This window comes from Escherichia sp. KTE52 (assembly GCF_000408325.1).
Taxonomy (GTDB): domain Bacteria; phylum Pseudomonadota; class Gammaproteobacteria; order Enterobacterales; family Enterobacteriaceae; genus Escherichia; species Escherichia marmotae.
On the sequence record NZ_KE138680.1, the window covers coordinates 1,550,261 to 1,563,834 of the forward strand.

Sequence of the window (13,574 nt, forward strand, 5' to 3'; positions counted from 1 at the left end):
TAAAATCCGAAAGCAGAACTAAAAAACAATCTGGCTAAATAAAAGTAATAAAATTTGCTTTAAGGAAGAATTTTCCATGTACACACAGACAATATATGAGTTAAGTCAGGAGGCTGAACGCCTGTTACAGCTTTCCCGACAACAGTTGCAGTTACTGGAAAAAATGCCTCTCTCTGTACCCGGAGAAGATACACCACCACTGACTTTGCCCTGGGGGCAGCATAATATCGACGAGCATCATGCCATGTTGAGTAATGAGCTGCGTAAAATCTCCCGTCTGGAAATGGTGCTGGCGATTGTTGGCACCATGAAAGCAGGGAAATCAACCACCATTAACGCTATTGTTGGCACTGAAGTTCTTCCTAATCGCAACCGTCCTATGACTGCGCTACCGACGCTTATTCGCCATGCTCCGGGGCAAAAAGAACCGGTGTTGCATTTTTCGCATGTCGCGCCAATCGACCGTTTAATCCAACAATTACAACAGCGCTTGCGTGATTTCGATATTAAACATCTGACCGATCTGCTGGAAATAGATAAAGATATGCGCGCACTTATGCAGCGGATCGAAAATGGCATCGCTTTCGAAAAATATTATCTTGGTGCCCAGCCTATTTTTCATTGCCTGAAAAGTTTGAATGATTTGGTGCGTCTGGCGAAGGCGCTGGACGTCGATTTTCCCTTTTCTGCTTATGCCGCCATTGAGCATATTCCAGTGATTGAAGTGGAGTTTGTCCATCTGGCGGGGCTGGAGAGTTATCCCGGGCAGTTAACGTTACTGGATACTCCCGGGCCAAATGAAGCCGGGCAACCACATCTACAAGAAATGCTTAACGAGCAACTGGCGCGCGCCTCCGCAGTGCTGGCGGTACTGGATTATACGCAACTGAAGTCAATCTCCGATGAGGAGGTTCGTGAGGCGGTTTTAGCGGTGGGGAAATCAGTACCGCTGTATGTACTGGTCAATAAGTTCGATCAGCAGGATCGGAACAGTGACGATGCCGAACAGGTGAGGGCGCTGATTTCCGGGACGCTGATGAAAGGTTGCGTTACGCCTGGGCAGATATTTCCGGTGTCGTCGATGTGGGGCTATCTGGCGAATCGGGCACGCCATGAGTTAGTCAACAACGGTAAATTACCAGCACCGGAGCAACAACGCTGGGTGGAGGATTTTGCTCATGCGGCGCTGGGCAGGCGCTGGTGTAACGCCGATCTGGCGGATATCGACCATATTCGTCATGCTGCCGATCAACTGTGGGACGATTCGCTATTCGCCCAACCGGTTCAGGCGTTACTCCATGCCGCCTACGCTAACGCGTCGTTATATGCTCTGCGATCTGCATCGCATAAGTTGTTGAATTACGCCCTGCAGGCGCGGGAATATCTGGATTTTCGCGCACACGGGCTGAACGTCGCCTGCGAACAATTGCGGCAAAATATCCGCCAGGTTGAAGAAAATATGCAGCTATTGCAGCTCAATCAGGTACAGGTGAGTGGCGAGATTAAACATGAAATCAAGGTGGCCCTGACGTCAGCCACCGACTTTCTGTGTCAGCAGCAAAATGAGGTGAATGCCCAGTTAGCTGCGCTGTTTCAACATGATTCGTGGCCGTTAAGTGAGATCCGCACCCGCTGCGAGACGTTGTTACAGACGGCACAAACCAAAATCAGCCGTGACTTCACGCTGCGTTTTACTGAACTGGAATCAACCCTTTGCCGGGTGTTAACCGATGTTATTCGTCCCATTGAGCAACGGGTTAAAACGGAATTGAGTGAGTCCGGGTTTCGTCCTGGATTTCATTTTCCTGCTTTTCACAGCGCAGCTCCCCACTTCAATACTCGTCAGTTGTTCAGCAATGCAATATCTCGCCAGGAAAAAACGGATGAGCAGATCACCCGTTTTGGCATTGTGCGTGAGACTTTCTCGCGCTGGCTGAATCAGCCCGACTGGGGGCGGAGTAGTGAGAAATCTCCGCCGGAGGCTATTGATTACAGCGCGCTACAACGAATGTTAACCGCGGAAGTCGACCTTTATTGCCAACAAATGGCTAAAGCTTTGGCGGTTCAGGTCGATGATTCTGTCACGGCAGACATGAGCACTTTTTTTGCTGATTTCGCTTTATGCTTGACGGAATTACAGACGCGTTTACGCGAAAGCCTGGCTCTGCGTCAACAAAATGAATCTGTAGTTAAGATGATGCAGCAGCAATTGCAGCAGACTGTGATGACTCACGGCTGGATTTATACGGACTCTCAGTTGTTACGCGATGATATTCAAACACTTTTCACGGCAGAACGATATTGACTAAGACGTTACTGGACGGCCCCGGTCGCGTGCTGGAGTCGGTTTATCCCCGCTTTTTAGTGGATCTGGCGCAGGGCAATGACGCCCGCTATCCACAAGCCCATCAGCAGCAGTTTCGCGAACGGCTGATGCAGGAGATCCTTGCTCGCACACAGCTTCAGACGTGGGCGAACGCAGGAATGTTAAATGCGCCGCTTAGCCTGCGCCTGACATTGGTGGAAAAACTGGCGGCGATGCTTGATCCCGCTCATCTGGCGCTGACGCAGGTCGCGCAACATCTGGCACTTTTGCAAAAAATGGATCACCGCCCACAATCTGCTTTCCCGAAACTTCCGCAGCAAATTGCCGCGTTGTATGGGTGGTTTTCCAGCCGTTGTTGCTGGAAGGAAAAAGCGTTAATGCAACGAGGATTACTGGTGCAGGCGGGCGAGCAGAGCGCGCAAGTTTTTACCCGCTGGCGTGCTGGTGCGTATAACGCCTGGTCGTTGCCTGGGCGTTGTTTCATTGTTCTGGAAGAGTTGCGCTGGGGGGCGTTTGGTGATGCCTGCCGTCTGGGAAGCCCGCAAGCGGCGGTGTTGTTGCTTGACGATTTGCGCGTGAAAGCGACGCAATATCTGGCCGAAAGTATCAACGCAGCACCGACTACTCGTCATTATTACCCTCAGTGGTTTACCTCTCCCACTACCCCGACTGGCGGAGATTATGCTGACTTTTTAAGCTGGCTGGGCAAGTGGTCCGATGCCGATAAACAGCCCGTTTGCTGGTCAGTAACCCAACGCTGGCAAACTGTCGCGCTGGGGATGCCACGGCTCTGCTCAGCACAGCGTCTGGCGGGGGCGATGGTAGAGGAAATCTTCACTGTAAATTAAGTGTAAATAATCGGTTACACCAATGAGTGTTAAACGAAATCCATGTGTGAAGTTGATCACAAATTTAAACGCTGGTAGGGTAAAAAGGTCATTAACTGCCCAATTCAGGCGTCAACAGGTTTGGTTGTACAGTTCTTAATCAGAACGTGTAAATAAACCCGCTACGCTTGTTACAGAGATTGCACCCTGCAATTCCCGCTCCCCTTTTGCGGGCGCCACGTCGATTTGCCTGACGTGTGCGGAAATGGGCTTACTCTGCGAGGAAAGCTATGCTGAAAAGGAAAAAAGTAAAACCGATAACCCTTCGTGATGTCACTATTATTGATGACGGTAAACTGCGAAAAGCCATTACTGCAGCATCGCTGGGTAATGCAATGGAATGGTTTGATTTTGGTGTTTATGGTTTTGTTGCTTACGCATTAGGTAAAGTCTTTTTCCCTGGGGCTGATCCCAGCGTGCAGATGGTTGCTGCACTTGCCACCTTCTCCGTTCCCTTTCTGATTCGACCGCTTGGCGGGCTCTTCTTTGGTATGTTGGGCGATAAATATGGTCGCCAGAAGATCCTCGCTATCACCATTGTGATTATGTCGATCAGTACATTCTGTATTGGATTGATACCGTCCTATGCCTCGATTGGTATTTGGGCACCGGTTCTGCTGTTGATTTGTAAGATGGCGCAAGGTTTCTCGGTCGGCGGCGAATATACCGGAGCATCGATATTTGTTGCGGAATACTCTCCTGACCGCAAACGTGGCTTTATGGGTAGCTGGCTGGATTTCGGTTCTATTGCCGGGTTTGTTCTGGGCGCGGGTGTGGTGGTGTTAATTTCTACCATTGTCGGTGAAGAGAACTTCCTCGACTGGGGCTGGCGTATTCCGTTCTTTATCGCTCTGCCGTTAGGGATTATCGGACTTTATCTACGTCATGCTTTAGAAGAGACACCAGCGTTCCAGCAACATGTTGAGAAACTGGAACAGGGCGACCGCGAAGGTTTGCAGGATGGCCCGAAAATCTCGTTTAAAGAGATTGCCACGAAGCACTGGCGCAGCCTGTTGACGTGTATTGGTCTGGTGATAGCCACTAACGTGACTTACTACATGCTGCTGACCTATATGCCAAGTTATTTGTCGCATAACCTGCATTACTCCGAAGATCACGGGGTGCTGATTATTATCGCCATTATGATCGGGATGTTGTTTGTGCAGCCAGTGATGGGCCTGCTGAGTGACCGTTTTGGCCGTCGTCCGTTTGTGATCCTCGGTAGTGTTGCGCTGTTTGCACTGGCGATCCCGGCGTTTATTCTGATTAACAGTAATATCATCGGTCTGATTTTTGCCGGACTGTTGATGCTGGCAGTGATCCTCAACTGTTTTACGGGCGTTATGGCCTCAACGCTGCCAGCGATGTTCCCGACGCATATCCGTTACAGCGCGCTGGCGGCGGCATTTAATATTTCGGTGCTGATTGCCGGTCTGACGCCAACGCTGGCGGCATGGTTGGTAGAAAGTTCGCAGGATCTGATGATGCCAGCGTATTACCTGATGGTAGTGGCGGTGATTGGTTTGATTACCGGCGTGACCATGAAAGAGACGGCGAATCGTCCGTTGAAAGGCGCGACACCGGCGGCGTCAGATTTGCAGGAAGCGAAGGAAATTCTCGTTGAGCATTACGATAATATCGAGCAAAAAATCGAAGATATTGACCACGAGATTGCCGATTTGCAGGCGAAACGCACTCGCCTGGTACAGCAACATCCGCGAATTGATGAGTAACCTGAAACGGATTACCTGATGCGACGCTGTCGCGTCTTATCAGGCCCCCAATCGGTCTGACCCGACTCTTAAGGTTCACTTAATCTCTGGCGTGCATACTCTCCTCCAGTTCAATGGAGGAGAGTGCAATGAAAAACCGTATTTATGAAAGTTTAACTACCGTGTTTAGCGTGCTGGTAGTAAGCAGCTTTCTTTATATTTGGTTTGCCACGTATTGATCTTTCTTCAGCCGTATCCAGGCGCGCGTGCCGGAAGTCTCTTCCCGGTTTTGCAGGAAAAACTGCCCGTGATGCAACTGCGTGATGCGGCTGACAATACTTAATCCCAGACCAATTCCGCCATAACGGCTGTCCATCCGTACAAACGCTTTGCTCAACTCTCCGCATTTACTCTCATCAATACCAGGCCCTTCATCTTCAACTGCCATTACCGCACCGCCATCTTCTTGCAGTTTAATCATAATGTTGCTGCCTTCGGGACTATAGCGATGGGCGTTTTCTACCAGGTTACGCAACAACATGCGTAGTAGAGTGGCGTCGCCCTGGACAGTGATGTCGGCGGCGCTTTCTGGCAACAGCAAGGTTTGCTGACGCTGGTCGAGCATGGTGCTGAGTTCGTCATAGGAGGGCAGGATCACATCATCCAGCAACTTTACATGCTGGTAATTACCCGAAGAGAATGACTGTCCGGCGCGCGCCAGTTGTAACAACTGGGAGACGCTGGCCATCATCTGATCGAGCCGCGCGACTAACGGCGCTACGTCAATGTTGTGCGTTTTCGCCATTAACTCCAGATGCAAACGTACCCCTGCCAGCGGCGTTCGTAGTTCGTGAGCGACGTCAGCGGTAAACAGCCGTTCGTTATCCAGCGTGCTGGTCAGGCGACTGACCAGATCGTTCAATGCAGAAACTACCGCTTCGATTTCGAGGGTGGCACTGTGAATAGCAATAGGTGTCAGGTTGTCGGCGGTACGCGCTTCCAGCTCTTTTTGCAGTTCCGCCAGTGGGCGGGTGATGCGAAGTACCGCCTGATAGCAGATAAACAGCGTCAGACTGACCATAAACACGCCAGGAACAATCAGACTGGCGACCGCCTCACGGATTTCACGCATGATGTGGCGATCGTTGTTGCGATTGTCGCGCAGCGCCTGCTCAAATAGCTGAATCTGCTCGGTGCTTTCATGCCATAGCCAGAAAACGCTGATCAGCTCAAATACCAGCAGAATTGCCCCAATGGTCAATATCAGCCGTTGACGCAGCGATATTGGTCGACGCAGAAAACGCATCAGGTTCAATTAGTTTTCCTCATTAGCGACCAGCATATAGCCAAAGCCGCGCACGGTGCGGATACGGGCTTTGCCCACTTTGTCGCGCAAGTTATGGATATGCACTTCCAGGGTATTCGTTGAGGGTTCGTTGTCCCAGTTGTAAATGTCGTTGTAGAGAATTTCCCGATGCACCGGACTACCCGCCTTGAGCATCAGGCGCGACAGCAGGGCATATTCTTTTGGTGTCAGGATCAGCTCTTCACCGCCCATCCATACCTGACGGCGACCCATATTCAGCGTCAGGTTGCCAACCTTCAGCTCGCTTTCGCCCTGATTATTATGGCGTCGCAGCAGGGCGCGGATGCGGGCGTGCAACTCTTCCAGCGCGAAAGGCTTCACCAGATAGTCGTCGGCACCGACATCCAGCCCGGCGATTTTGTCGGTAAGCGTGTCGCGGGCGGTGAGGATCAGTACCGGCAGGGTGTATTTTTTCTGCCGGATACGAGCGAGAAAATGCAGTCCATCTTCGTCGGGTAAACCTAAATCCAGCACCACCAGGCTGTAATGACCGGCTTCCAGGCTTTGTTCCGCCATCCGCGCGGTCGTGACGCCATCACACGCGTAGCCTTCAGTTTGTGCCGCCAGAATCAATCCCTGCAATAACAGTGTATCGTCTTCAACAATTAGAATTTTCATTCAGTCGTTCTCCTGCATGCCTGCAGAATATCATCCGCGGCTTGATAATACTTCGTCTCGACGCCGGTTAATCCCAACAGGGTTGAGAATAAATTGTCCTGTGAATAGTGCTGCGTTTGTGCTTGTTTTTGCAGGCAGCTTTGATCAACCTGATACCGTTTTTGATAATCCTCCGACAACCACAGCAGCATCGGAACCTGCTTTTGGCTATCCGGGGCGATGCTATAAGGCAAGCCGTGTAGATAGATGCCATTTTCACCTAACGATTCACCGTGGTCAGAAAGATAAATCAGGCTGGTGGTAAATTTATCCTGATGTTCTTTCAGCAGATTAATCGCTTTATCAACAATATAGTCGACGTAGAGCAACGTATTGTCGTAAGTATTGACCAGTTGCTCTTTGGAACAGGTCTGGATCTCGTTGGTGTCGCAGGTGGGAGTAAATTTCCTGAACTGCGGTGGATAGCGGTTGTAATAGGTCGGGCCGTGGCTGCCGATGGTGTGTAAGACAATCACCCCATCGCCTTGCAGATTATTGATGTACTCCTCCAGCCCGTGGAACAGCACTTCGTCATAGCATTCGCCGTTGATGCACTGACCGGGTAAGTTCAGGGCAGTGACGTTCTGATGAGGCACGCGGTCACATGCGCCTTTGCAGCCGCCATCGTTGTCATTCCATAGTACGTTGATGCCTGCCCGCTGAATGATATCCAGCACGCCTTCCTGGTGTTGTGCCAGCTCTTCTTTGTAATGCTCGCGCGGCATATCTGAGAACATGCACGGTACGGAGACAGCCGTTGCTGTGCCGCAAGACGCAGTATTAGGAAAATAGATCACGTTATCTTTCGCCAGTCGCGGGTTGGTTTCACGCGGGTAGCCATTGAGTGAGAAATTCTCCGCCCGCGAGGTTTCCCCGACGATCAAAATGGTCAGGTTTTTCCGGTTTCCTTTTTGCATTAACGGGTTGCGGTGTGCGTCCTCACCAATGCGTACCAGTGGCAGATTTGCCAGTCGCTGGTGGGAATACCATGACCAACTGGCAACAATGCTGTTGGAGGGGCTTAAAGATTTCACCAGCTCTTTGTTGTTGCGAAACAGCGAGGCGTAGTCTTTATAAAAAAGCACGGCAACCAGCACAATCAGCAGTACAGATATCAGGATACTGGCTCCACGGAAAAGAACACTGCGCAGGCGCGAGGCAGCAGGTTTGATTTTTATCCAGCAGGCAATCAGCGCAGCAAGTACGCCGCTTAACCCTAGCGTTAGTAACATGCGTGGCGTCATCAACGCATAACTTTCCGCCGGTGTGGTATCAATGATATTGGCAATCATCGAACGGTCGATGACGATGCCATAAGTCATGATGAAATATTGCGCAGATGCGCCAACGAGAATAAACAGACAGGCTAGTGGTCGATTAAGCCATAAGAAAGAGCCTAGTGTCAGAACAATATTAATCACGCTGAACGCGACGACTGGCATCGACAAGAAAACCAGCACGTTATGCAGCGAATCCAGCGGTAACGCCTGTAACACCTGTTTAAAAAAGGCAATGTTCAGGCAGATAGCAATATAAAAAGAGGCCAGCAATAGCCAGGCGAGTAAATTCAAAGAGGGTCTTTTTAAAAGGCGCTTTAACATCACGGTGTTTCCATCGAACAAAGTGCGCATATGCTCGCAAAGCAAAGTTAAGCCAACCTTAAGTTCTTAAGGTTGGCTTTTATGTTTGCTGGATTAAGGAGGCTTAATCTTTGCTAATGGGTGGATCTAAAGGATACGGGTTTTTATGCAGCCGGTTGTAGTTCAGCGTGTACATAGCGGTGATCACCATCAGAGTGACAAATGACCACATGACTTCTTGTGCACCAGAACCAACCACCGCCCAGATGCAATAAAGGAAGGCGATAGTTGTGATGACCAGATACGCCGGACGCGCTTTGCCAAAGTGACCGTGGCCTAAAAGCAGTAAAGCTGCACAGGTATAAAGATAAGGCACCAGGGTAAAGATAACCGATACGGAAGAGACCAGACCGAACTCTTTGGTTGCGTTTGGTGAGATGCTGCTGAACTGGAAGATAGTCATCAGGATACCAACGATGATCAACCCGGCTACCGGTGTGCCTGCTTTGTTGACGCGGGCAAAAATCGGTGGGAACAAACCGTCATCGGCAGCGGCTTTCGCCGTTTGTCCAGCCAGTAACGTCCAGCCGCCGAGCGAACCCAGGCAACCAGCCGCCGCACAGAAGGAGACAATGGCTCCTGCGGTATCACCCAGCGCCATCCGTGCAGCATCACCGAATGGCGAGGCGGAAACGCGCAGTGCGGCATTCGGGATCATCCCCATAATTGCCGTGGTCGAGAGCACATAGCAGACGGCAGCAATCAGTACCCCACCAATGGTGGCAATAGGGACGTTGCGTTTCGGGTTTTTCACTACACCCGCTGCAACAGAAGCACTTTCTACCCCGATAAATGACCACAGCGTTACGTTTAAGGTGCTTTGAATTGCGCCGAAAGTGCCCAGACCGCTAACGTTCCAGGCCGCCATATAGGTTTCTCCGTGGAACCAGAACCAGCCGAATACGGCAATCCCGACGATGGGGATCAGCGCCAGTACAGTGGCGATGGCCTGCACGCGGGTAATCATTTTCGGCCCGACGATATTAAGCAGAACGAAGATCCACAGCACCACAACACAGGTGATAGTTAATACCAACGGATCTTTCAGTACCGGGAAGAAATAGCTCAGGTAGCCGACGCCAATGACCACCATAGCAATATTGCCGATCCAGCAGGCCAGCCAGTAGAGAACGTTAGTTTGATACCCGAGGAAAGGACCAAAACAGCGGCGCGCGTAGGCATATGAACCGCCAGGGCTGGGATCGAGGAACGACATTTTGGCGTAAACCATCGATAAAGCCAAAGCACCGATAATTGTCACCAGCCAACCATATATAGCAATCCCCCCCGTCGAGGCCAGATTTGCAGGTAACAGAAAAACACCTGACCCCATAATATTCCCCGACACCATCAGGGTGACGGGGATTAAGCCCACTTTGTGAGCATCAGCATCCGAAGACATAATAAAACTCCTGCGAAGGCGAGCTTCGTGACAATAAATTACGTCATATCATACGCCTGCATTCGCGTGTTGAATTATCGTCGGCTGGCTTATCGCTGATGCTGTTATTAATATATCTCTTCGTTAAGGTTATAAATCAGGCGATAGAACGTTCTCTATGCTGGCTAACATAATGGAGTGGGGTCATGCCATAGAAATCTTTAAATACAGAAATAAAGTAAGACGTACTGTTGTAGCCACAGGACTGTGACACCTGTGAGATATTTTTACCATCCATCATTAATTCATTTACGGCATAACGCATCCGGCAGGTGGTTATTATTTGGCTATAACTGGTGTTTTCGCTTTTCAGCTTTTTCTTTAACAAACTTGGGCTAAGGCATAAACAACTGGCTACCATACTAAGATTCCAGTCTTTATGGATATCGCTTTCAATGATTTGATAAACGCTGTCGCTAACACAATTACGTAACATATGCATTAGCAGTGAAAGGAATTTTTTACTGTCGAGAAAACGAGATAGTACAGTGAATAATAATGCACGTGTTCGTTCCTTTTCCGACTCTGTTTCAGCGGGCATTATGCTGTGTTGCGCTGCGACGCGAAACACCTCTGGTGTCAGGCATGACAGGGAAATAAAAGGCGTGGCGCTACGCTGCCAGACCGGTATTTTCGAGAGATCTTTATTCAGAAAACGGAGATAATCTTTGATGATGTCGAGGCTAATATACGCAACCAAAGTGTTATTCAGAGAGGAGACGTCGATAATATTGTTTTCACAACTTAATAACGTTATATGGTTAGCTTTCAAACTTATAGGTTCTTTCCCATTCACTCTTAGCCAGACATCTTTTTCAGTTAATAAAACTATACAAGGTTGGTTGCTGCAAATCCTCATACATGTACTCCTGAAATGCAAAGAAAATAGTGGATCTCGCCAACATAGAGAGATACCGGGGACTGGTTATATAATTGTATGACGAATCAAAACATGCATAAAAATAACGTGTTTTGCTAATATTACAAATTTTTATAGTAATTTCTCATGTACAAAAATTTTTACAGAGTGAAGAAGTGTAAATAACAAACAAAAAAAGCGCGGGGTGGGACCGCGCAAAAAGTATGACATTTTTGTTTGCAGCAATTTTTATGAAAACGTTGCCATACTCAAAAGGCCTCAGGCCAGGCGGCGTAATGTTATTTAAACAATTACGCCTTCAGCGGAATAGTGGTTACGCTTTCACACACATTACGTGGTAAATACCGTCAATAATTTCGGTGCCTTCCGTTTCGTGTTCAAAACCAGGGAAATGATGATCCCAGGATTGCAGTGAGCGTAAATAGCTTACTTGTGGGCTGTTTTTATCGCCAAAGTTTTCACCGGAAAGCAGCATTGGGATCCCGGGCGGATATGGGATGACTGAGTTCGCCGCAATACGTCCCGGCAGGTTTTCAATGGATACCAGTTCAACGTTGTTATCGACAATTGCGTTGTATGCTTCGCGCGGAGTGATTTCTGCCACCGGCAGGCCGGAATAGGCTTCGTTCAATCGTGCGCCAGGATTGTTTTCTTTCAGCCAGGCAAACATTTTGTCGCCCAGATCGTGAATACCCATGTTCGCATAAGTGTCAGGATATTGTTCAACAAGTTCCGGCATTACCTGAGCCAGCGGGGTGTTAGCGTCGTAGTGGCGTTTGAAGGAACAGAGGGTGTTAGCCAGCGTTCCCCATTTCCCACGGGTTACGCCCATTGAGAACAGGAACATAATCTGGAAGTCGGTGGTACGGGTGGGCACAATGCCGTGGCGACCCAGCCATGCGGTAACCAGTGCCGCCGGAACACCGGTTTCTTCCAGTTCACCGTCTTCACCCATCCCCGGAGCGAGGATGCTGACTTTAATCGGGTCAAGCATACTCCAGTTATCCGGAATATCTTTGAAGCCGTGCCAGCTTTCGCCCGGATGCATTACCCAGCAGTCCTGAACGGTGGTCAGCAGTTTGTGCGGTGCGTCGGCAAAGTCATAGGTTTTGCCGGTTTCCGGATCGGTAACCACTTCTTTATTCCACGGCTTAAAGAACCAACTACCTTCGTCAGCAAACTCTTTATACAACCGTGCCATTGCCTGGCGGAAATCGACCGCTTCGTCGATCACTTCCTGAGTCAGCGACAGGCCGCTGTTGCCGTCCATCATTGATACAGCCACATCGTTTGACGCGCAGATGGCATATAGCGGGGAAGTGGTGGCATGCATCATGTATGCCTGATTAAAGCGGGAGAAGTTAATCGCGCCGCGGCCTTCACGTACATGAATATAAGACGCCTGCGACAGTGCATTCAGCAGTTTATGAGTGGAGTGAGTGGCGAAAACGGTAGGACCGCTGTGATCACCCGGCTCACCGCGCATCGCGTAGTGATCGGCATAGATCGGATTAAAACGTGCGTAACCGTACCAGGCTTCGTCGAAGTGCAGACGATCGGCGGTTTTTTCCAGCAGATCCTGCGCGTCTTTGGCGTTATAGCATACGCCGTCATAGGTGCAGTTGGTTACCACGCAGTAAGAGGGTTTTTGCCCGACTTTGTCTTTGGTCAGCGGGCTTTCGCTGATTTTCTTCTGCAAGGTTTCAGGCTGCATTTCCTGCGGATAGATTGGCCCGATAATGCCGTAGCGGTTGCGGCTTGGCACCATGTATACCGGTTTCGCGCCAGTCAGCATTAAACCTTGTTCGATGGATTTGTGGCAGTTACGGTCAACAACAACCACGTCGTTATCTGTCATGCAGGCTTGCATGATGGTGCGGTTAGACCCTGAAGTGCCGACGACGACTGACCAGGAGTGGTCGGCACCAAATACGCGCGCGGCATATTTTTCGCTTTCGCCAAATGCGCCAGTATGGTCAAGTAAAGAACCGAGGGAAGTTCGTTCGATGCCCATGTCGGTGCGGAACAGGTTTTCACCATAGTAGTCATGGTAGAAACGTCCGGCGGGGGTTTTAGTGAAGCCAACACCGCCCTGGTGACCTGGCGCGGCCCAGGAGTACTCATGGATGCCGCTATATTTCATCAGCGCGCTGAACAGTGGCGGCAATAGCTGTTGGCGGTAACGGGACATCGCTGCGATGGCGCGTCCGGCGATAAAGTCAGCGGTATCTTCCAGAATCCAGGCGAATTCATCGACAAGCTCCAGCAGATCGCGATCCAGCGCGGCGATTGATTTTTCCCGGTCGCCTAACAGGAATACCGGCACATTTTGCTGACGCTCATGAAGCTTACCGATCAATTCTCTGACATTTTGGTGTTCGTCCGGATGCTCCATTTGATAACTGAACATCAGACAATCAATGGCTTCATTTGAAGAGAGAATGGCAAAGCCATCATCAAAGGAGGTGGATTTAATCACGGTAACATTTTGTTGGCTCAAGGCATTTGCCAGACGCTCAACGGCGCTACCGACCCAGGTGTCCTGATGTAGAAACTCGCTTTCAACAATTAATACTTTCATCATTGCTTACCCGGTTGTGAAGGAATCTTCGCTGCGGGCAAGTATCTTCCGGGCATTTCAGGCTGTAAAGTGATTGAAAAACAA

At 49.9% G+C, this 13,574-nt stretch carries 10 protein-coding genes; 4 read left to right on the forward strand and 6 right to left on the reverse strand.

Going from position 1 to position 13,574, the window contains the following annotated elements; genetic code table 11:
- The first annotated feature begins 76 nt into the window (after window positions 1-76).
- From crfC to pmrR, 4 genes are all read left to right on the forward strand, one after another.
- On the forward strand, window positions 77-2,305 hold the full coding sequence (crfC, locus tag A1SC_RS04410; protein ID WP_016262790.1) for a clamp-binding protein CrfC: 2,229 nt from the start codon (window positions 77-79) through the stop codon (window positions 2,303-2,305).
- Window positions 2,302-3,174 (forward strand): diguanylate cyclase regulator RdcB family protein, encoded by an 873-nt coding sequence (locus A1SC_RS04405; RefSeq protein ID WP_016262791.1) that lies wholly within the window; start codon window positions 2,302-2,304, stop codon window positions 3,172-3,174. The genes crfC and A1SC_RS04405 overlap by 4 nt, the downstream gene beginning before the upstream one ends.
- 269 nt (window positions 3,175-3,443) lie before the next feature.
- Complete coding sequence (gene proP / locus A1SC_RS04400; RefSeq protein ID WP_001517596.1) at window positions 3,444-4,946, forward strand: glycine betaine/L-proline transporter ProP; 1,503 nt, start codon at window positions 3,444-3,446, stop codon at window positions 4,944-4,946.
- Between the two features lie 128 nt (window positions 4,947-5,074).
- The gene (pmrR, locus tag A1SC_RS24075) at window positions 5,075-5,164 is read left to right on the forward strand and encodes an LpxT activity modulator PmrR (protein WP_001517597.1); all 90 of its coding nucleotides are present in this window, start codon (window positions 5,075-5,077) and stop codon (window positions 5,162-5,164) included.
- Here the strand turns inward: pmrR and pmrB are convergent.
- The 6 genes from pmrB to adiA all read right to left on the reverse strand — a co-directional run bounded on the left by pmrB (window position 5,140) and on the right by adiA (window position 13,490).
- Window positions 5,140-6,240, reverse strand: coding sequence for a two-component system sensor histidine kinase PmrB (pmrB, locus tag A1SC_RS04395; protein ID WP_001052120.1), 1,101 nt, complete (start codon window positions 6,238-6,240; stop codon window positions 5,140-5,142). The genes pmrR and pmrB overlap by 25 nt on opposite strands.
- Window positions 6,241-6,909, reverse strand: a complete 669-nt coding sequence (basR, locus tag A1SC_RS04390) for a two-component system response regulator BasR (protein ID WP_000697920.1) — start codon at window positions 6,907-6,909, stop codon at window positions 6,241-6,243. It lies immediately after the preceding gene.
- Window positions 6,906-8,549, reverse strand: a complete 1,644-nt coding sequence (eptA, locus tag A1SC_RS04385; RefSeq protein WP_001517598.1) for a phosphoethanolamine transferase EptA — start codon at window positions 8,547-8,549, stop codon at window positions 6,906-6,908. Before eptA ends, basR begins: the two co-directional genes overlap by 4 nt.
- Before the next feature lie 103 nt (window positions 8,550-8,652).
- Window positions 8,653-9,990 carry an arginine/agmatine antiporter gene (adiC, locus tag A1SC_RS04380; RefSeq protein WP_000093135.1) on the reverse strand — a complete coding sequence of 446 codons (1,338 nt, stop codon included), beginning with the start codon at window positions 9,988-9,990 and terminating at the stop codon, window positions 8,653-8,655.
- 136 nt (window positions 9,991-10,126) lie between these two features.
- Window positions 10,127-10,888, reverse strand: a complete 762-nt coding sequence (locus A1SC_RS04375; RefSeq protein WP_001217088.1) for an AraC family transcriptional regulator — start codon at window positions 10,886-10,888, stop codon at window positions 10,127-10,129.
- Window positions 10,889-11,222: 334 nt separating this feature from the next.
- Complete coding sequence (adiA, locus tag A1SC_RS04370) at window positions 11,223-13,490, reverse strand: arginine decarboxylase (RefSeq protein ID WP_077767253.1); 2,268 nt, start codon at window positions 13,488-13,490, stop codon at window positions 11,223-11,225.
- Window positions 13,491-13,574 lie beyond the last annotated feature (84 nt).

Coding starts and splice junctions, on each gene's coding strand:
- crfC (WP_016262790.1), top strand. CDS start 77: ATGTACACACAGACAATATATGAGTTAAGTCAGGAGGCTGAACGCCTG.
- proP (WP_001517596.1), top strand. CDS start 3,444: ATGCTGAAAAGGAAAAAAGTAAAACCGATAACCCTTCGTGATGTCACT.
- pmrR (WP_001517597.1), top strand. CDS start 5,075: ATGAAAAACCGTATTTATGAAAGTTTAACTACCGTGTTTAGCGTGCTG.
- basR (WP_000697920.1), bottom strand. CDS start 6,909: ATGAAAATTCTAATTGTTGAAGACGATACACTGTTATTGCAGGGATTG.
- eptA (WP_001517598.1), bottom strand. CDS start 8,549: ATGTTAAAGCGCCTTTTAAAAAGACCCTCTTTGAATTTACTCGCCTGG.
- adiC (WP_000093135.1), bottom strand. CDS start 9,990: ATGTCTTCGGATGCTGATGCTCACAAAGTGGGCTTAATCCCCGTCACC.
- A1SC_RS04375 (WP_001217088.1), bottom strand. CDS start 10,888: ATGAGGATTTGCAGCAACCAACCTTGTATAGTTTTATTAACTGAAAAA.
- adiA (WP_077767253.1), bottom strand. CDS start 13,490: ATGAAAGTATTAATTGTTGAAAGCGAGTTTCTACATCAGGACACCTGG.